The sequence below is a fragment of the Chromohalobacter nigrandesensis genome (genome assembly GCF_023061285.1).
GTDB classification, from domain to species: Bacteria; Pseudomonadota; Gammaproteobacteria; order Pseudomonadales; family Halomonadaceae; genus Chromohalobacter; species Chromohalobacter nigrandesensis.
The window spans coordinates 23,602-42,026 of record NZ_JAKGAM010000013.1 but is presented as its reverse complement, the minus strand read 5'-3'; the positions used below and the strand labels follow the sequence as shown (position 1 = coordinate 42,026).

Genomic DNA, 18,425 nt, shown 5'->3' with positions numbered 1-18,425 from the left:
GCCCGAGGTTTAAAAAATGGTGATTATGCTCACTAAAAGTGAGCATAAAATGTTTTTAGTAAACCTCACGTCCACTGGACAAAGTTTGTTAAAGGCGTATTTTATTCACTATGAGTGAGCAAAAAAACCAAAAAATAAACCGCTTGCTAGCGAGTCTGGGAGACTCTGAGCTGGTCTCCAGCCGCTGGTTGCAGGCACATGGCTATTCGAGAAGCCTGGTGGCGCGTTATGTCGCCAGCGGTTGGCTGGCGTCACCGGCGCGCGGTGTCTACCAGCGAAAGGGCGGACGGCTGCAGTGGCAAGGCGTGATGAGGAGCCTGCAACAGCGAGAGGGCCTGCCGTTGTATGTTGGTGGGCGTTTCGCGCTGGCAATGCATGGGCATGAACATTATCTACGTCTGGGCGAAGCCGCCACGGTGACACTTTATGGGCCAGTTCGGCCGCCAGGTTGGCTTGATGAGTTGGCGTTGCTAGAGCGGTTTGTGTTCTGTGGTAAGCCACCCTTCGATTGGCAGCTACCCCATTTCACTGTAGAGATGCAGAGTGACACCCTTCGCGAACAGGGGTTGGAATGGAATGAAATGCTCGCCGGTGCGGAGCCATTCGTCTGTTCTACACCGGAGCGGGCGATACTGGAACTGTGTGATGGTCCTTCCGGTGCGGCGCTGGTCTACGAAGCCGATGCGCTTATGCAGAGTCTGGCGACACTGAGACCGAAGCGCGTCGCGGGATTGTTGCGCCATTGCCGCAGCATCAAGGCCAAGCGTCTGTTCCTCGCCTTGGCGGATCGGTATCAGCATGCTTGGCTGCGCAGAGTCCCGTTGGACAGGGTGGGTCTCGGCAGCGGCAAACGCGTTCTGATGCCCGGCGGCCGTCTGCATCCGACTTATCAGATCACGCTGCCGAGGGACCTTGATGAGCACTTGGGATAAACGCTACACCGATCGCGTCCAGTTGCTGGTCGATATTCTGCCGATGCTGGCCCAGGAACCGCGCTTTCCGTTGAAAATGAACAGCCGGACTTCGCTATGATTGGACTGCCTCAAGCCCGTGAACTGCCCGGCGTCAAACGCAAGCTGCAGAACTTGGCTCGGCGTTCAGCACAGAAGCGACGCGAGGACGGACTCCAGCTGAATCAGGCTCTGGCGCGATTTTCCGCGACCTGATAAGTCTGCGGAGCATCCCATGGTGCATCGGACCCGTCGGCTGTCTACCCATCTCACCGATGCACGATATCCAACTGCTCGAACGCGCCTCGTACGTGGTCCTCGCGGAATAGCCCATGGTCGCGGCGCACGCGGTCGGCGGCTTCCGTGGCGAATTCCACCATGTCCTCGGTGAACAGTGCCGGTGAGTCCATGGCGTTACCGCACGTCGAGCTCCACTACCTGCCCACCGGCCTGCTCGAAGCGCTCGAAGTAGACGGCGGGATCCAGTAGCTGATACGGAAAGTAGAGCCCGGGTGGCGTGGCTGGTTTGCCATCGAGACCGACGAGCCTCTCGAGGAGTAGCGCGACCCCGAGCCCCGTCAGCGGCATCTGCCCTTCGGGATGGGTCACCGCGTGGCGTGAGCGTAACGGTTGCGCTGCCTGATCCTCGCCTTCGAGTTCGATGATGATCTCGGTGGACATCGACTCGCCACGGCGGCGGCTCGAGCTGACACCGATGGCCAGGTTGAATTCGACGTTGGATGCACCGGTCACGGTGGCGAGGCCGAACACATCGTGAGGGGATAGTCCGGTCGCTTGCAGCATCGTCCCATCGGCTGCGCGGAAACGGGTCTCGAGATCGTCGCCGCTGCGCCAGACCCAGGCACCGTTGCGGCGTGCCTGGACGGCGGGAAGGGCCTGCGTCTGACGTTCCAGGTCATCGAAGGAGGCCGGGCCACCTTCGTCCTGCTCGTCTATCAAGGCGCCGATGCGAAGCGTGTCGATGCGACGGAATGTCTTGGCGAACTCGAGCGTGGGAATCGTCGTCGCTCCCACCAGCCATTCGGTACCCAGCACTATCGGTGCAGCATTAGGTCGGTGCATATAGGCGGCGATGTCGGGGCCGATTTCGATCATGGCGGGGGATACGCTGAGATAGGGCACGCCCCGACGTTGCGCGAATTGAAGCGCGGCAGTGGTGGTGTCGGTGAAAAAAATCGCGATGGCGCTGACCGGGCGTGCGCCGAGGCCGAGGTCTTGCGCGGAGAGGTCCACCGCCACGCCCTCGGCGTTGCCGATACCGGCGGCCGCTTGCTGGGCTCTGGTGAGATCGCGTCCGCCGATCAGCAGGGGAAGTTCCGGATACGTTTCGCGCAGGAAGCGGGCCGCGTGGCGGCCGACGATACCGGCGCCTCCAATGAGCAGGATGGGGTCGAGTGTCATGCTTGTTTCTCCAGATCGAGAGTTAACCTACTAAAGGTAGGTTTTTGAACCATAACCTACTCGTGGTAGGTTTTCAATTTGCCGGAGAGCTTGGAAGAGTTGGAAGAGAGAGGAGAGAACGTGAAGCGCAGTGCAAGCGAGACAGGACAGAAAACGGGCGCCCGGCGGCTCTCCGGGCCCGAGCGGCGGCATCAATTACTCGATACGGCGTTGCAGATCGTGCGGGAAGAGGGCGCGGATCGACTGACGCTGGGCTATCTGGCAGCGCGTGCCGGCGTCTCCAAGCCGGTCGCTTATGATCACTTCGGGACGCGCTCGAAGCTTCTGATCGCGCTATACAGGCTGATCGATCGCCAGCAATCGGAGGCGCTTCGTGAAACGCTGACGACCGATGGCCGGAGCTTCGAGGAAACTGCGTCACTGCTCGCGGCTGCTCACGTGCATTGTCATGCCGACACTAGCGGCGAGTGGCATGCCATTGGCGCCGCGCTGGCGGGAAGCGAAGAGAAAGAGGCGGTCTATCAGGAACTGCTCGATGGCTATGTTCAACTGTTCGCGGCTGCGATGAGACCCTACTGCGCGCTTGAGGATACTGAGCTCGAACGCCGTTGCGTCGGCTTGATCGGCGCGGGAGACGCGCTCTCGGCGGCCATGGTGCGCGGTCATTGCAGTGAAGCTGATGCGTCACAAGCATTTGCCGTGCTGATCCGGGGTGGGCTTCAGGAGACGCCTTGATGCCGCATCGCAAACCTCACCTTCCCACCAAGATCTGCCCGGTGTGCCAACGCCCCTTCACCTGGCGCAAGAAGTGGACGCGGGACTGGGAGAATGTCGTCTACTGCTCGGCCCGGTGTCGGCGGGAGAAGAGGGGGTGATGTAAGCCATCCGGTTGCCGCGCATTACCGTTTCAGGGCGCGCTTGCCGTGTGAGCCGCCGTCATTCCAGCAGCAGCATGCCCTGTTCGATATCTGCGGCGATCGCTTGGCAGAACGCCGAGAGGTCGCCGCGTCTGAGCGCCTGGGTCACTTCGCGATGATAATCGTCGGCGATGCTCGATGCCCCCCAGCGCGTGCAGATGTAGCGCATGCTGGGGCCGTATTGCAGCCAGAGTATCTCGACCAATGGCAGCAGTACCTGCGAGTGACTCAGGCGGTAGATATGGAAGTGAAACTGGTAATTGCCTCGCATGTAGCTGACCAGGTCGCCCTGGGCGATGGCGGTGTTGATCTGCTCATCAATTCGTTCCAGTGCTTCGATGTCGGTGGCGCCGATCTTGTCGAAGGCTTGGCGCGACACCTCGGTTTCCAGATTCTTTCTGGCGAACAGGATTTCATGAAACCGGTCATGGCTCAGCTCGGGCACGATGATCTTGCGGCTGTCGGAGAATATCAGCGCGCCTTCGGTCACCAGCCAGCGTATCGCCTCGCGGGCTGGCATGGTGCCGGTGCCGTATTCTGTAGCGATACGCCGGATCGAGATCACTTCACCCGGCGTGAAGTCCCCTTCGCATAACCGCACGCGGAGAGCCCGGTGCAGGCGCGTCGAGGCGGTATCGGGTGAAAACGCATCGCGATGGGCGGTTCGTTCCGTGGTCATGCCGTTTGCCATTGTCATTTCGCTTATTACAGGGGCGACGGTGCCGGCGAGGCTCTACGACCTATCTTAACGCAGTTGGGCGATCACGACTGCCATGCGTGCCTTGTGAGCCTGGCAGGCCTCTGCTAGTGTGATCACACGCGTGTGATCACACTATTCTCAGAACAATACACTATCGAGATCGATCCATGACGCAATCATCTTCGCAACGCGCTCCCGGTCCCGAGCGCTCTCGGCTAGACGCTGTCAGCAAGCGGGTCGACGTGCTCTGTGTCGACATGAATGGAATTCCGCGTGGCAAATGGGTGCCCGCCGCCCAGTTCGACAAGGTGCTGGCCGGGCAGGTCCGCTTGCCGCTTTCGACGCAGTCGCTGGATATCTGGGGCGAGGACAACGACGCCCTCACCGGGCTATCGCAGTCCATCGGCGACCCGGATGGCGTCTGCCACGCCGATGAACGCACCTTGTCGCCACTACCATGGGCCAATGGCCACCAAATTCTCACCACCCTGCACGATCTGGATGGGGCGCCGAGTTTCATGGATCCGCGCGCCATCCTGGCCGCCGTGGTCGAGCGCTTTCGCCAGCACGGCTGGACGCCGGTGATCGCCATCGAGCTGGAGTTCTACCTGCTCGACGCCGATGAGCGGCAGGCACTGAAGCCGATGCCACCCGCCTCGCTGTGTCCCGGTGGCGTGCCCAAGGGCTTGCAGCTCTATGAAATGGACGCCATGGAATCGCTGGGTGAGGTGCTCGAGACCATTCGTGCCTTCGCCGACGCCCAGCAGGTCCCCGCCGATACGCTGATTGCCGAGTTCGGCCCCGGCCAATTCGAGGTCAATCTGTGGCATCGCCCGGATGCTTTGGCTGCCGCCGACGATGCGCTTTACTTCAAGCGCCTCGTTGCCCAGGCCGCCAAGTGCCACGGTCTGTCCAGCACCTTCATGGCCAAGCCCTACACCGAGCAGGCCGGCTCCGGCATGCACCTGCACGTCAGCGTGATCGACGATGATGGCACCAACATTCTCGATGAAGATAACGGCGCTGGGCATCTCGAAGCCGCCATGGGCGGCGTGATGCATAGTCTGCTCGACGCCCAGGCGATCTTCGCTCCTCACGCCAATTCCTACCGGCGCTTCCAGCCCGATAATTTCGCACCGATCGAGTGCAGTTGGGGGCGCGACCACCGCGGCGCGGCGGTGCGCGTGCCGGAGTGGTGCGGCCCCGGCGCTCGCCTGGAGTATCGTGTGGCCGGCGCCGATGCCAATCCTTACTTGGTGGCGGCGGCGCTGCTCGGTGGCGTTCTACATGGCTTGGAGCAACGCATCGCCCCGCCGCCCGCCATCGAGGATGAAGCCGATTCACCACAGCGTCCCGAGTGTCTGAGCCATGATTGGCTCGCCGCCATCGAGCGCTTCGCTGCCTCGCCGGCCATGGCCGACATCCTCGGTACCGAGTACCGCGATCTCTACGCCAAGGTGAAACGGCACGAGGCCCAGCGCCTGCTGGCCATGGTCACCGACATCGACCGCCAGACGTATCTCACCCGGCTCTAAGGAGAAGACATGCCCCAGGAACGCTGCGCTTCCTATTACACCGCGTCGGTCGCCGAGGAGTCTGACTATCCGCGTCTGGAGGGCGAGCACCGGGTCGACGTGGCCATCGTCGGCGGCGGCTTCACCGGTGTGGCCACCGCGGTCGAACTGGCCGAGCGCGGTTATCGCGTCGCCATCGTCGAGGCCAACAAGATCGGCTGGGGCGCCAGCGGGCGCAACGGCGGCCAGGTCACCGGTAGCCTCTCCGGCCAGGATGCCATGGCCAAACAGATGCGGCGTACGCTGGGCGAGGGCGCCAAGGAATTCGTCTGGAATCTGCGCTGGCGCGGGCATCAGATCATCCGCGAGCGAGTAGCGAAATACGCTATTGCCTGCGATCTCAAGCAAGGCCATCTGCAGGCGGCCTACAAACCGAGCCACGTGAAGGCGCTGCGCCAGGACTACGAGGAATCGCAGCGTCATGCGATCGGCGAGCATGTGCAGTGGCTCGATGCCGAGGCGGTTCGCGGTGTCGTCGGTACCACGCTCTACCACGGCGCGATCCGCAACGACTACAACATGCACCTGCATCCGCTGAACCTGTGCCTCGGCGAGGCACGTGCCGCGGCAACCTTGGGCGCACTGATCTTCGAGCACTCGCCGGTCGTCGACATCCAGCATGGCGAACAGCCCGCCGTGATCGGCGAGCATGGCCGCGTCAGGGCGGACAGCGTGATCCTCGCCGGCAACGCCTATCATCGGCTCGAGCGCAAGCAGCTCAAGGGCAAGCTGTTTCCGGCGGCGTTGGGCATCGTGACCACCACGCCGCTGTCGCCTGCGCAGGTCCAGGCCATCGACCCGGAGGATCTGGCCGTCTACGACACCCGCTTCGTACTCGACTACTACCGGCTGACCGCTGATAAACGTCTGCTTTTCGGCGGTGGCGCCAACTATTCCGGGCGCGATTCACAAGACATCGCCTCGGAGTTGCGCCCACGCCTGGAAGGCACCTTTCCACAACTCAAGAACATCGCCATCGATTTCCAGTGGCAGGGCATGGCGGGCATCGTCATCAACCGTGTCCCGCAGCTCGGCAAGCTTTCCGACAACGTCTACTACGCCCAGGGCTACTCGGGCCATGGCATTGCCACTTCACACATCGTCGGCGAGATCATGGCCAACGCGGTCGCCGGCAGCCTCGAGGAGTTCGATGCCTTTGCCCATGTTCGCCACGTCCGCGTTCCACTCAACGATCGCTTGGGCAATGCGTTGCTTGCCACCGGCATGTGGTACTACCAGTTGCTCGAAAAACTGAAGTAGCAATTACTCGAAAAACTGAAATAGCGGCGCTTTTGCGCCCGACAATTCGGCTTCCCGTCATCCACGAAGGCACAACAACAACTCCGCTGAGGTGAGACACGATGGAATATGACACCCCGCTGGTCCTGCTGCCCACGGCAATCGTCCTGATACTCGCGCTGTGGACCCGCCGCGCTCTCGAACCCCTGGTACTGGGGGCCTTCATCGGAACCTTGATGATCGACCCAGGCAATGCCTTGAGCAGCCTCACCGATGACTTGCTTACGGTCATGACCGACGAGGACGTCGCCTGGGTCATCATGGTCTGTGGCTTGATGGGGAGTATCATCGCGCTGCTGCTCAAGTCCGGCTCCTCCCGGGCCTTTGCGAACAAGCTGATGCGCTATACCACCAACAAGCCTCGCGCACTGCTGGGGTGCTGGGTAATGGGCATCATCCTGTTCGTCGACGACTACCTGAACTCCTTGGCCGTCGGCACCTCGATGCGCAAGGTCACCGACCGCTTCAAGACATCCCGGGAAATGCTGGCCTATGTCATCGACTCCACTGCGGCGCCCATCAGTGTGCTGATTCCGATATCGACCTGGGCAGTCTTCTTCGGCGCGCTGCTCGAGAGCAACGGCGTGGCGGAGGACGGTCAGGGTGTGTGGACCTACATCCAGGCCATTCCGTTCATGTTCTATCCTTGGGTCGCCGTGATCCTGGTGCCGATGTTCATCTTTCGCTGGATTCCCGCTTTCGGCCCCATGAAGAAGGCCGAGCAGCGTGCCGAAGGGCAGGGGCAGTGCGTGCCTCCCGGTGCCGAACACATCGACGCTGAAATCGCCCACCTCGAAGCGGGAACCAACTCGAAAGGCAGTATCTGGTCCTTCCTGTTGCCCATGGCCTCGCTAGCCTTCTTTACCTGGTGGTTCGATCTCGATTTCCTGATGGGCATCTTCGTTACCCTGGCCGGGATGATCGTGGCCTTCATCGGGTTCAAGAAGCTTTCACCCAGCGAGACGTTCGACAATATACTCGAAGGCTTCAAGTCGATGCTGGATGCTCTGGCGGTGCTGGTCGCGGCCTTCCTGTTCAATGAGGTGAATACGTCGCTGGGCCTCGCCGACTATGTCATCACCACGGTCGAGCCGTTGGTCAGCGCGCAAATGCTGCCGTTCATCATCTTTACCGTGATGGGCTTCGTTTCCTTCGCCACCGGCTCCAACTGGGGCGTGTTCGTGATCATCCTGCCGATCGTCGCCGTGCTGGGCCAGAATCTCGGGGCCGACATGACCCTGGTGATCGGCGCCACGCTTTCCGCCAGCACCTTCGGCAGCCACGCGTGCTTCTACTCCGATGCCACGGTGCTGACCGCTCAAGCCAGTGGCTGCACACCGTTCCAGCATGCCTTTACCCAACTGCCTTATGCGGCCCTGGCGGGTTGTATTGCCGCCGCAGGCTACCTGGTATTGGGGTATATGTGATGACTGATTCTAGAAAGTACGCCATGCACGACGATGCGCGTTGCAATTTCTGGGCCTCTACGCTTGCCGAGCAGCCGACATCGCGCCCGCACCTGGCCGGTAATGTACAGGCCGATGTCGCCATCGTCGGTGCCGGCTTCACCGGGCTGTGGACTGCCTATTACCTGAAGCGGCTTTCCCCCGAGCTGGAGATCGTCGTGCTCGAGGCGGAACGCGTCGGCCATGGCGCCTCCGGGCGCAACGGTGGTTGGGTGGTAGGCAATCTGGCCGGCCTGGAGCGGCATATCGGTGGCTTGCCACTGCAAGAGCGGCGCGAGTGTTGTGGTGTGGTCGCCGATAACGTCGACGAGATCGGCCGGGTGCTCGCACGCGAGGGGATCGCCGCCGATTTCAACAAGGACGGCGCGCTCTACGCCGCCGCGCGCTATCGGGATCAGATCGCCATCCAGCGCGATTACCTCCACCACCTCCATGAACTCGGCCATAGCGAGGAGGACTGCCACTGGCTCGAGGCCGAGCAATTGGCGGAGAAGGCCCACTTTCGCGACGGTTACGGCGGCATCTACCATCGTCAAGTCGCCACGCTGAACCCGGCCAAGCTGGTAGCGGGCTTGGCTGAGCTCGTCGAGCGTCTCGGCGTCACGATTCACGAGCAAAGCCGTGCCACTGAGTTAGGTCGCAACGTAGTGAGCACTCACGAGGGGAGCGTCGAGGCGCCGACGGTCGTCTGTGCCACCGAAGGCTACGCCGATCGCTTTCATGACTTTAAACGCCACGTGATTCCGGTGCAGAGTCTGGTGATCGCCACCGAGCCGCTTTCAGACACCACGTGGGAAGCGGTCGGTATGTCCGAGCGCCTCGCCTTCTCCGACGCTAGCCGTCTGATCAATTATGGCCATCGCACCGCCGACGGGCGCATCGTTTTCGGCGCGCGCGGCAACTATCGTCTCGGTGCCAGGCCCAAGGCCGACCAGGCGATCGGCGACGAGGCGATTCGTATGCGGCGGGATCTGCTGGTCGATCTTCTGCCTGCGCTGGAAGGTGTCAGGATCGACTACGGCTGGGGCGGCTCGCTGGGCCTGTCGCGCAACTTCCGCCCACATGCGATTTTCGACCGCGCCAGCGGTCTTGCCACGGCCGGCGGCTATGCCGGCGAAGGCGTGGCCGCCTCGCATTTGTTCGGGCGTACATTGGCGGACATGATCTTGGGCCGCGATACTAAGCTGGTGCGGATGCCGTGGGCCTTTACCAATGCGAGTCATCGGCAGTTGATCAAACGCTGGGAGGCCGAGCCGTTGCGCTGGCTAGCCGCACAAGCGATCACCTACAGCTACGCCGGAGAAGAGTCGTTGATGCGTCGTGGCAAATCGGCGCCACTGCTCAAGCGATCACTCAAGCGGATGAACGACTACTTCGCCTCGATCATCGAATGATCGCCGAGCTGGCAACTATCCAGTCCCATTGGCAACTGCGCTGGGCCATTAGTGAACGCCTCTCAACTCTAGCCGGCCGACCAGTGGGCGGGGAGTTTGCGACAGTTGCTCGTCAGTCGCTGATGGAGTCTTTCTAGCAATACCTGTTCCGTGCCGGGTTGGACGACTTTCTCGAGGCTTGCACGGGTTGCCTCCAGGGCGGCGGGCATTCGCTCGGCCAGCTGGAGTCCCTGCCTGATGAAGTAACGTGGCTGGAAGCGCAACGATCTGGCGAGAGATTCCAAATGTGATTTCTCGATGCTGCCGGGCCTGTTCTCACCGGCAACCTGGAAAGCGAAATGGCGTGATAAGCCGCTATAGAGCGTCGTGCTCATCAAGTCGTAAAACGGTGCCAATCGCGGACCTTCGTCAGCCTGCAAGAGGGAGAGATTCTTGGCGTGGCTATCGTTGTTACCGATCAGCAGGTTGAAGAAAAACCAACCGATGAGTCGTTGGAAGTCCCTGGCAGGAACACCGGCCTGTTGCAGTAGCTCTCGGCAGCGCGCCAACCCGGGGCCGCCATCGCTTTCGTACTTGATACTCGACGGGGCGCCACTGAGCTGGCAGAGGTCCAGTTGATGCAGCCTTCGCAGTCCTCCTCGACCATCGGGAGCACGGTCGTAGCGACGAACGAGGCAGGCACGGGTCTCCAGCTGGTAGCTGGCTTCTGCCACCTCGAGTTCGAGCTTGGCCGCCAGTTGCATGCAGAACGTCTCGTTGAGGGCGGACGCCCAGATACCGCTCAGGCGGCGAATGTCCGGTTTGAGGATGTGGCTGGACGGCGCCGATCCTTCGGGTATGGCGGGGCTGCCGTCTTCCATTAGCATCAACAGCAACTTGTCCTGAGCGCCGGCCAACGAGATGCGAGCGCCCTCGCCTTGCTGTGAAAGTAGCGGGCCTCGTTCTCGGTGATGAAGGTGCTCGGCCAGCGCACTCCAGCGGAGAGGGTGATAACGGGGCGTCGCCAATGCCTCGCCTGAAGGAATCAGGGTAAAGCCGCTGGCCGTATCGCCACCGATGGCTTTCAAGAGCCCGAAGAGGGTGCTGGTGTGGTGTCGGATTTCCAGATGATGCCGGAGATCGCCTTCTGGCAGGAGGTTTTCGAAGTACGCGACAACCTCATCACCGATATGGATACGGCGGGTCAGTGGAAGCGAGGGGGAGAGACTGACAGCCTGTGGAGATGCCTGCCATGGCGGCTCGTACTCGAAACGCAGCGGCTGCGCGTTGTATAGCCTGCCTACCAGGCAATCATCATGATAGACATCCAGGACTTCATCACTCGCCATGTTGATGTGTCCCCTTACGCTGCACGATGACTTCGAGACCCATGAGATCGAGTACATCCAGAACTTTCTGGAGCTGCAGCGTCGGTTTACCCCGCTCCAGGTCAACGATGAAGCGGTTTCCGGTGCCGGCCAGTCCGGCCAAGTCGAGCTGTAGCAATGATTGTTCGGCACGCGCCTGGCGTACCAGCTTGCCGAGGTCTTCGCTGTGACGAATGCGGTCGCCAAATGTTTTGGATGGGGTGGAGTGGGCCATTTACGTTCCTGATCTAGAATTACCGTTCGGTAAGTGTAGCGTCATATATCGTGACTTTCAGCATTATAATTACTGAGCGGTAATTTATAACGCCACGAGAGGCTTGATGGCCAGTTAGTGACCGATCGGTAATTTTTAGTGGCTCGATGCTTGTCAATCTCCCACGCGCCGGAAGGAGAATAGCTCGGCCAGCGAGTGCTCTCGGCCTTCGATCAGGGCACGTAGCAGGTCGGCGCCGATCATGCTGTAGCTGATGCCGTTGCCACCGTAGGCCATGGCGAAGTGGATGCGATCACCGTATTGCGGGTGAGGGCCGAAGAAGGGCAGGCCGTCATCGGTTTCGGCGAAGGTGCCGCCCCAGGAAAACGTGGGGTTGAGCGAGAGATGAGGGAATAGCGCTTCCACTTGTTTGATCAAGGTTTCGGCTTTCTGGTCCACGCGCTGATCACGCTTGGCGGGGATATCGATATCGTCGTCCTCGCCGCCGACCATCAGCCGGCCATCGCCGGTGGTGCGCATGTAGAGGTAAGGGCGCGCAGATTCCCAGACCAGTGTCGAGGCGAGTTCGCCCAGCACGTCTGCTGCGATGGGGTCGGTGATAAAGGCATAACTGCTGCGGTTGATGGCGACGTTGTCATCGAGCCAGGTTTGCGCTTCATAGCCCGCAGCGACGATGAGATGCTGACAGGCGAGTGAGTGGCCGCTGGTAGTGGTGAGCGTGACGCCGTGTGCGTGCGGCGTGACGTTGTCGACTTCGGTGCGGTCATATACCCGTCCGCCGGCACCGAGCACGCGGTCCAGCAGCTTGTAGGCCATACGGTAAGGGTCGAGGCGCGCGGCGAGATGCGTCAGGATCGCGCCGGGAGCGCTGAAGCCGAAGCGTTCCGAGATGGCTTCTTGCGTTAGCCAATCAGCGGCAAAGCCGTACCGACGGCGCATCTTCCATTCGCGGCGCAGGCTCTCGACGTCGCTTTCGTCGCTGGCGTAATACAGGCTGCTTTGCATGGCGAAATCGGTATCGCCGAGGGCGTCGGCTAATGTCTTGAGGCGTTCAATGGCCTGTGCGCAAGCGCGATAGGCCAGCACGGCATCGGCCTCGCCGTAGCGTGCGGCGAGATCGGTCATGTGGGTGTCGATCTCGTATTGAATCAGCGCGGTGCTGGCCGCCGAACTGCCCCAGCCCACATCGCGGCGTTCCAGCACGATGACATCATGTCCATGCTGAGCCAATTCATCGGCGATCAAGGCGCTGGTGATACCGCCCCCGATGATGGCGACCTCGCAGGTCATGTCCTGGTCGAGCTTGGGAAAGGCCTGTAGCAGTCCGTTCTTGACCGCCCAGAAAGGATATCCGCTTTTGAGGTCCATACAGGCTCCGTGAGCAAGGAAAGGCAGTCTTCGTAAGATAGACGCGAATGACGTGGTGGGTTGGACTATCGCTGTATTACGCAAAGTTGGCGCCTTCTCCCGCCGGATCACGAGAGGAAAAATCGTTCTATCTCATGAGAAAGCATGGTTTAGCTTGGCAGCCATCTGGGCCACTTCAACCACATCAAGGCTTAACGCCAACTCCTGGTTCTTTAGACCTTCTATCGGCATCCAGCGTGCCTCCAGAGCATCATCGCCGGCGATGGGTTCGCCAGAAATCCATTGGCACAAGACCGCTATAAGCACAAAGTGCTGTTTAGTTTCTCCGGCGTCATCATGATCAAATACATTCACGGCAGTAAAAGTTTCTGCAACGTTTGCCTGTACGCCCGTTTCTTCGTAAAGCTCACGTAATGCTGCGCTTTCAACCGTTTCACCAAAATCTATTTTTCCACCTGGGAATCCCCAGTGGTTAGCATCCGGTGGGTTTCTGCGACGTACTAACAAGACATGACCATCCCGAATGACGGCTGCTATTGTCGCCGGTATGGGATGATGAAAAGATAATTCTTTTGGTTGGGATGAACGATTTTTCATTAAACGACTCGCGTATAAAGGGTGATGTTATGGTTTTTATGTTGCAGGACATTAGAGGATTTAGCGTGCCAGCAATTGCTTCTCCACGATGTCGACGAATGCACGCGTTCGTGTCGAAATACTTTTCCGGTCTGGGTGTATCGCAACGATTTCCAGTGGTGCCGGCTTCAGGTCGAGCGCCAACTCGATGAGATCGCCTGACTCGATACTTTCCTGGCAAAATTCATAAGGAATAATGGCGTACCCAATACCGGCGCGGGCACCGGCGATGAGCATCAGACTACTATCAACGCGATAGCGAGTCGGTACGTCCAGCGCGATGGTTCGACCTTCCGCATCGATGAAGTGCCAGGGGTTCGACTGTAGCGCCGTCAGCGTCGAGATACAGGGCAAGTGGCTGAGCGCCTGCACCGAAGCGGGCCGGCCATGACGAGCAATGACCGATGGCGCTGCCACTACTGCACTGCGCATGCTGACCAGTGGGCGAACCACCATGCCGCTATCGGATAGCTTGCCACGGTGGTAGCAGATCGAGACATCCACATCCCTTCTGACAGGATCGAGAGGCGCCATGCTGGTGATGCAGTCGATGGCGATGTCCGGGTGGTCGGCCACAAAATCGGCGATACTTTCATTGAGCCATTTGACACCGAACTCGGAAGGAATGGCGACAGTAATCTTGCCACTCAACCGGCCATGACGGTCCTTCATTTCATGCTCGACTTCCTCTAAATCACCGATGATGTCTTTTGCCAGATGATATAGACGCTGGCCCTCAGCGGTCAGGCGTAAGTGTCGAGTATTCCGCAAGACCAACTGATGGGATAGCTGACTTTCCAACTGATCGAGATGACGCGCCACCGTCGATTTGGGCATGGCCAATGCCCTTGAGGCTGCCAGGATCGAACCCTGCCTGGCAATAGCGACGAAGACTTTGAGGTAATCGAGGTTCATAGGTTCAAATCCGGGAAAGTGTTTCCAATTCTACTGCGTTGTCAGCATCCGGGTACAACATTAGGGTCTTCAAGGAGTAGGCGGCCAGCCTCTTATACAGTTTCATCGATTTTATTTTTTTGAAAGAGGCGCGACATTATGAGTGACGTTGTCAGCAACATTGTCGATTCGGATCCTATTGAAACACGTGAATGGCTGGATGCTTTGTCATCGTTGACTCATTGTGAAGGCCAGGATCGAACACGTTTTATGATAAGCCGGTTGCTTGAAGCGGCCGGTAAAAGCGGGGTGTCGCTCGAGGGTGGTTTCGCAACCCACCACCGTAACACCCTTGCGCCTCGGGAAGAGCCAGAATATCCCGGAGACTTGGTGCTGGAGCGCAAGATTCGCTCGGCAGTCCGTTGGAACAGTGTCGCCATGGTGGTGCGCGCCAATGCCAAGGATAAGAGCCTCGGTGGTCATCTGGCTAGTTACATGTCGAGCTGTACGCTCTACGAAGTCGGCTTCAATCACTTCTTTCGCGCCGCGTCGGAAGACTTTGCCGGTGACCTGATCTATTTCCAGGGGCACATCACGCCGGGTATCTATGCACGCTCCTTTCTCGAGGGGCGTCTGACCGAGGACCAACTGGATCGCTTTCGCCAGGAGGTTGGAGGCGGGGGATTGTCGTCCTACCCACACCCTTACCTGATGCCGGATTATTGGCAGTTCTCGACGGTATCGATGGGCTTGGGGCCGATTCAGGCGATCTATCAGGCGCGTTTGATGAAGTACATGGATAACCGTGGGCTGCAGCCTCTTCAGCAACGCAAGGTTTGGGCATTTCTCGGCGATGGCGAATGCGATGAGCCGGAAACGTTGGGCGCGCTCAACGTGGCGAGCCGGGAGCGTTTGGATAATCTGATCTTCGTCATCAACTGCAATCTGCAGCGCCTTGATGGGCCGGTGCGTGGCAACGGTAGTGTGATGAGCGAGCTGGAGCGGACCTTCCGTGGCGCCGGCTGGAATGTTTTCAAGGTCGTCTGGGGAAGCACCTGGGACCGCTTGCTGAGTGACGATCACAGCGGCCTTCTACAGCGACGCATGGACGAAGCCGTCGATGGCGAATACCAGAACTTCAAGGCGCAAGGTGGGGCCTACACGCGCGAGCATTTCTTTGGCAAGTACGATGAGCTGGCGGAGCAGGTCGCCTCTCTATCGGACGAGGAAATCCAGGGGCTCATCCGCGGCGGACACGATCCGGGGAAGGTCTATGCTGCCTATCGTGCCGTGATGGAGACCGACAATGGCCGACCCACGGTGATTCTGGCACATACCGTGAAGGGCTATGGTATGGGCAGCGAGCACGGTGAGGCGGACATGGAAGCTCATAACATCAAGACCATGACGGCTGAGGGCTTGAAGCAGCTACGTGATCGTTTTCAGGTGCCGATTACCGACGAGCAATTGCAGGACGGCGGCATGCCTTATTACCGCCCGGCGCCGGACTCGCCCGAGATGCGTTATCTACAGGGATGTCGCGAGCGTCTGTATGGCTTTCAGCCCGCTCGGCGCACCGAACACGAGACGCTGCCGATTCCCGCGCTTGAGGACAAACCCTTCGCTGCTCAACTGAAGGGTACGGGGGAGCGCGAGGTCTCGACCACCATGGCCTTCGTACGCGTGCTGAGTGGCTTGACCAAGTACAAGCCACTACGCGAGAGAATCGTACCGATCGTTCCCGACGAGGCGCGGACATTCGGTATGGAGGGGATGTTTCGCCAGCTTGGCATCTATGCGCCGGAAGGCCAGAAATACGAGCCGGTCGATGCCGGGCAGATCATGTTTTATCGCGAGGATCAGGCCGGTCAGATCCTCGAGGAAGGCATCACGGAGTCCGGCGCCATGTCGTCGTGGATCGCGGCGGCGACGTCGCATGCGAACCACGGCACGATGTTGATTCCCTTCTACTTCTTTTACGCGATGTTCGGCTTCCAGCGTGTCGGCGATCTTGCCTGGGCCGCCGGCGACATGATGTGCCGGGGCTTCATGGTAGGCGGCACGGCGGGGCGAACCACGATCAACGGTGAGGGGCTGCAGCATCAGGATGGTCACAGCCATCTGTTCGCTTCGGTTATTCCCAACTGCCGTACTTACGATCCTGCCTACGCCCATGAAGTTGCGGTCATCGTGCGCCATGGCCTGCAGGAGATGTATGAGCGAGGCAAGGACATCTTCTTCTACCTGACGGTGATGAACGAGAACTACCCGCACCCGGCCATGCCCGACGACTGCGAGAAGGGCATCGTGCGCGGCATGTACCTGTTGAATCCGGGAGAGGCCGAGGACGGTAAGCTTCGGGTTCAGTTGCTGGGCAGCGGCGCGATTCTTCGCGAGGTCGAGGCAGCGGCCGAGATACTGCACGACACACATGGTGTGGCTGCGGATGTATGGAGTGTCACCAGCTTCAACGAACTGCGTCGCGAGGCACTCGACTATGATCGCCGACGTTTCCTGGTCCCAGGCGAGCGTCAGGAAGCGCCTTGGGTGAAGCGCCAGTTGGCCGATCGTCAAGGCCCTGTCGTCGCGGCCACCGATTCCATCCGCCTGTATGCCGATCAGATCCGCGCCTGGGTGCCGAGCGATTTTCATGTGCTGGGGACCGATGGTTTCGGACGTTCCGACACGCGCGAGGCGTTGCGCCGGTTCTTCGAAGTGGACCGCTATCACGTGGTTGTCTTGACGCTTTGGGCATTGTCCGAACGTGGCGAGATAGCGCCGCACGTTGTTACCGATGCCATGACGCTGTACGGCATCGATCCTGCCGCGCCTAACCCGCTTGATAGCTGAAGCGCGTCTGAGTATGAGCCCACGTGACGTGAAAGCGGATTAAAGGACGAGGAGCGCTACAGTGCGTAAGGAAATGATACGGGTACCGGACATCGGCGGCAGCGAAAACGTGCCGGTCATCGAACTGGCCATTAGCGAAGGCGACGAAGTCGACGTGGAAGACACGTTGATCACGCTGGAGTCCGACAAGGCCTCCATGGACGTGCCCAGCCCCTACAAGGGCAAGGTCGTCGAGCTCTCGGTCAAGGAAGGCGATAGCGTCTCCGAGGGCGACCTGATCGGCACGATGGAGATCGCGGACGAGGATGCCGATGAAGGGGGCGACGCGGAAGACGCCGACGAGACGCTAGCGGAAGGCGAGTCTGAAAGTGTCGAGTCGCCTGCGGAAGACGAGGAGTCGGCCAAGAAAGCCAATGCCGGTCAGAAAGACGCCAGTCAGCAAATGACCAGCGCTACCCAGTCGGCGCCGCCCAAGTCCGAAGCATCGTCTGCCAAGGAACCTGCGGGTGAGCTGGGCCCCGAGGCACGCCACAAGCACGGCGACGACAAGACGGTGGGTGCCCGCGTCCACGCTGGCCCGGCGGTGTGCATGCTGGCGCGTGAACTGGGCGTCGACCTGGCCCAGGTCACGCCCACTGGGCCCAAGCAGCGCGTGCTGAAGGAAGACGTGCAGGGCTACGTCAAGAACGCCCTTCAGCAGCGTTCGAGTGGCGCTGAAAAAGGCGCTGCGCCGAGTGGCGGTGCGGGTATTCCGGCCGTGCCGGACATCGACTTCAGCCAGTTCGGCGAGGTCAAGGAAAAGCCCATGGGTCGCCTGATGAAAGCCGGCGCGACCAACCTGCACCGCAGTTGGCTCAACGTGCCGCACGTCACGCAATTCGACGAGAAGTTCCCGCAGTTCAACGTCAGCCTGAAGAGCGACGGCGAAACGCTGGTGCAGAAGCACTACGTGCACATCGGCATCGCCGTGGACACGCCGGACGGCCTGATGGTTCCGGTGATCCGCAACGCCGATCAGAAGTCGCTGATCGACTTGGCCAAGGAATCGGTCGAACTGGCCGGCAAGGCGCAGTCGAAGAAGCTCAAGCGCGAAGAGATGACCGGTGGCTGCTTCACCATCTCCAGCCTGGGCTCTATCGGCGGCACTGCCTTCACGCCCATCGTCAACGCCCCGGAAGTCGCCATCCTGGGCGTTTCCAAGGCGCAGACGAAGCCGGTGTGGGACGGCGCCGAGTTCGCCCCGCGGCTGATGATGCCGCTGTCGTTGTCCTACGACCACCGCGCGGTCAACGGCGCCGATGCGGCACGCTTCACGGCCTTTTTGGCCCAGGCGCTGAGCGATATTAGAACGCTTTTGCTGTGATTTCGCCTCGT

Annotated in this window: 16 protein-coding genes and 1 pseudogene; 9 read left to right on the top strand and 8 right to left on the bottom strand. The window is 60.3% G+C overall.

Translation table 11 applies throughout. From position 1 onward, the window contains the following. Positions 1 to 110: 110 nt before the first annotated feature. Positions 111 to 932 carry a type IV toxin-antitoxin system AbiEi family antitoxin domain-containing protein gene (locus L1073_RS14095; protein WP_246900267.1) on the top strand — a complete coding sequence of 274 codons (822 nt, stop codon included), beginning with the start codon at positions 111 to 113 and terminating at the stop codon, positions 930 to 932. A 287-nt stretch (positions 933 to 1,219) separates the two neighbouring features. Here the strand turns inward: L1073_RS14095 and L1073_RS14090 are convergent, their stop codons facing one another. Continuing rightward, complete coding sequence (locus L1073_RS14090; RefSeq protein ID WP_246900265.1) at positions 1,220 to 1,360, bottom strand: hypothetical protein; 141 nt, start codon at positions 1,358 to 1,360, stop codon at positions 1,220 to 1,222. Between the two features lie 4 nt (positions 1,361 to 1,364). Then, positions 1,365 to 2,372, bottom strand: coding sequence for an NAD(P)-dependent oxidoreductase (locus tag L1073_RS14085; RefSeq protein ID WP_246900264.1), 1,008 nt, complete (start codon positions 2,370 to 2,372; stop codon positions 1,365 to 1,367). 120 nt (positions 2,373 to 2,492) lie between these two features. Between L1073_RS14085 and L1073_RS14080 the strand changes: the two genes are divergently transcribed. Both L1073_RS14080 and L1073_RS14075 read left to right on the top strand, forming a co-directional pair. After that, entirely contained in the window at positions 2,493 to 3,107 is a 615-nt protein-coding gene (locus L1073_RS14080) for a TetR/AcrR family transcriptional regulator (RefSeq protein ID WP_246900262.1), read from the top strand. Next, on the top strand, positions 3,107 to 3,247 hold the full coding sequence (locus L1073_RS14075; RefSeq protein ID WP_246900260.1) for a DUF2256 domain-containing protein: 141 nt from the start codon (positions 3,107 to 3,109) through the stop codon (positions 3,245 to 3,247). Before L1073_RS14080 ends, L1073_RS14075 begins: the two co-directional genes overlap by 1 nt. 61 nt (positions 3,248 to 3,308) lie before the next feature. On the opposite strand, the gene L1073_RS14070 is transcribed toward L1073_RS14075, so the two are convergent. Further along, positions 3,309 to 3,968 carry a GntR family transcriptional regulator gene (locus tag L1073_RS14070; protein WP_246900258.1) on the bottom strand — a complete coding sequence of 220 codons (660 nt, stop codon included), beginning with the start codon at positions 3,966 to 3,968 and terminating at the stop codon, positions 3,309 to 3,311. Between the two features lie 188 nt (positions 3,969 to 4,156). Here L1073_RS14070 and L1073_RS14065 point away from each other — a divergent pair, with 188 nt between their 5' ends. From L1073_RS14065 to L1073_RS14050, 4 genes are all read left to right on the top strand, one after another. Beyond that, positions 4,157 to 5,524 (top strand): glutamine synthetase family protein, encoded by a 1,368-nt coding sequence (locus L1073_RS14065; RefSeq protein ID WP_246900256.1) that lies wholly within the window; start codon positions 4,157 to 4,159, stop codon positions 5,522 to 5,524. A 9-nt stretch (positions 5,525 to 5,533) separates the two neighbouring features. Next, positions 5,534 to 6,823, top strand: coding sequence for an NAD(P)/FAD-dependent oxidoreductase (locus L1073_RS14060; RefSeq protein ID WP_246900254.1), 1,290 nt, complete (start codon positions 5,534 to 5,536; stop codon positions 6,821 to 6,823). 101 nt (positions 6,824 to 6,924) lie between these two features. After that, positions 6,925 to 8,289, top strand: coding sequence for a Na+/H+ antiporter NhaC family protein (locus L1073_RS14055; RefSeq protein ID WP_246900252.1), 1,365 nt, complete (start codon positions 6,925 to 6,927; stop codon positions 8,287 to 8,289). After that, positions 8,289 to 9,722 (top strand): NAD(P)/FAD-dependent oxidoreductase, encoded by a 1,434-nt coding sequence (locus L1073_RS14050; RefSeq protein WP_246900250.1) that lies wholly within the window; start codon positions 8,289 to 8,291, stop codon positions 9,720 to 9,722. Before L1073_RS14055 ends, L1073_RS14050 begins: the two co-directional genes overlap by 1 nt. Positions 9,723 to 9,790: 68 nt before the next feature. Here L1073_RS14050 and L1073_RS14045 read toward each other — a convergent pair whose 3' ends face one another. The 5 genes from L1073_RS14045 to L1073_RS14025 form a co-directional block, all read right to left on the bottom strand. Then, positions 9,791 to 11,050 carry a type II toxin-antitoxin system HipA family toxin gene (locus L1073_RS14045; protein WP_246900249.1) on the bottom strand — a complete coding sequence of 420 codons (1,260 nt, stop codon included), beginning with the start codon at positions 11,048 to 11,050 and terminating at the stop codon, positions 9,791 to 9,793. After that, on the bottom strand, positions 11,040 to 11,303 hold the full coding sequence (locus L1073_RS14040) for a helix-turn-helix transcriptional regulator (RefSeq protein WP_246900247.1): 264 nt from the start codon (positions 11,301 to 11,303) through the stop codon (positions 11,040 to 11,042). The genes L1073_RS14045 and L1073_RS14040 overlap by 11 nt, the downstream gene beginning before the upstream one ends. 153 nt (positions 11,304 to 11,456) lie before the next feature. Further along, on the bottom strand, positions 11,457 to 12,671 hold the full coding sequence (locus tag L1073_RS14035; protein ID WP_246900245.1) for an NAD(P)/FAD-dependent oxidoreductase: 1,215 nt from the start codon (positions 12,669 to 12,671) through the stop codon (positions 11,457 to 11,459). Between the two features lie 132 nt (positions 12,672 to 12,803). After that, complete coding sequence (locus tag L1073_RS14030; RefSeq protein WP_246900244.1) at positions 12,804 to 13,268, bottom strand: NUDIX hydrolase; 465 nt, start codon at positions 13,266 to 13,268, stop codon at positions 12,804 to 12,806. A 60-nt stretch (positions 13,269 to 13,328) separates the two neighbouring features. Next, positions 13,329 to 14,222, bottom strand: a complete 894-nt coding sequence (locus L1073_RS14025; RefSeq protein WP_246900242.1) for a LysR family transcriptional regulator — start codon at positions 14,220 to 14,222, stop codon at positions 13,329 to 13,331. Positions 14,223 to 14,360: 138 nt separating this feature from the next. Here L1073_RS14025 and aceE point away from each other — a divergent pair, with 138 nt between their 5' ends. After that, on the top strand, positions 14,361 to 17,051 hold the full coding sequence (gene aceE / locus L1073_RS14020) for a pyruvate dehydrogenase (acetyl-transferring), homodimeric type (RefSeq protein ID WP_246900240.1): 2,691 nt from the start codon (positions 14,361 to 14,363) through the stop codon (positions 17,049 to 17,051). Positions 17,052 to 17,115: 64 nt separating this feature from the next. After that, positions 17,116 to 18,414, top strand: a pseudogene (locus L1073_RS14015) (2-oxo acid dehydrogenase subunit E2); the annotation flags it as partial. Positions 18,415 to 18,425 lie beyond the last annotated feature (11 nt).

Coding starts and splice junctions, on each gene's coding strand:
- L1073_RS14095 (WP_246900267.1), top strand. CDS start 111: ATGAGTGAGCAAAAAAACCAAAAAATAAACCGCTTGCTAGCGAGTCTG.
- L1073_RS14090 (WP_246900265.1), bottom strand. CDS start 1,360: ATGGACTCACCGGCACTGTTCACCGAGGACATGGTGGAATTCGCCACG.
- L1073_RS14085 (WP_246900264.1), bottom strand. CDS start 2,372: ATGACACTCGACCCCATCCTGCTCATTGGAGGCGCCGGTATCGTCGGC.
- L1073_RS14075 (WP_246900260.1), top strand. CDS start 3,107: ATGCCGCATCGCAAACCTCACCTTCCCACCAAGATCTGCCCGGTGTGC.
- L1073_RS14070 (WP_246900258.1), bottom strand. CDS start 3,968: ATGACCACGGAACGAACCGCCCATCGCGATGCGTTTTCACCCGATACC.
- L1073_RS14065 (WP_246900256.1), top strand. CDS start 4,157: ATGACGCAATCATCTTCGCAACGCGCTCCCGGTCCCGAGCGCTCTCGG.
- L1073_RS14060 (WP_246900254.1), top strand. CDS start 5,534: ATGCCCCAGGAACGCTGCGCTTCCTATTACACCGCGTCGGTCGCCGAG.
- L1073_RS14055 (WP_246900252.1), top strand. CDS start 6,925: ATGGAATATGACACCCCGCTGGTCCTGCTGCCCACGGCAATCGTCCTG.
- L1073_RS14050 (WP_246900250.1), top strand. CDS start 8,289: ATGACTGATTCTAGAAAGTACGCCATGCACGACGATGCGCGTTGCAAT.
- L1073_RS14045 (WP_246900249.1), bottom strand. CDS start 11,050: ATGGCGAGTGATGAAGTCCTGGATGTCTATCATGATGATTGCCTGGTA.
- L1073_RS14040 (WP_246900247.1), bottom strand. CDS start 11,303: ATGGCCCACTCCACCCCATCCAAAACATTTGGCGACCGCATTCGTCAC.
- L1073_RS14035 (WP_246900245.1), bottom strand. CDS start 12,671: ATGGACCTCAAAAGCGGATATCCTTTCTGGGCGGTCAAGAACGGACTG.
- L1073_RS14030 (WP_246900244.1), bottom strand. CDS start 13,268: ATGAAAAATCGTTCATCCCAACCAAAAGAATTATCTTTTCATCATCCC.
- L1073_RS14025 (WP_246900242.1), bottom strand. CDS start 14,222: ATGAACCTCGATTACCTCAAAGTCTTCGTCGCTATTGCCAGGCAGGGT.
- aceE (WP_246900240.1), top strand. CDS start 14,361: ATGAGTGACGTTGTCAGCAACATTGTCGATTCGGATCCTATTGAAACA.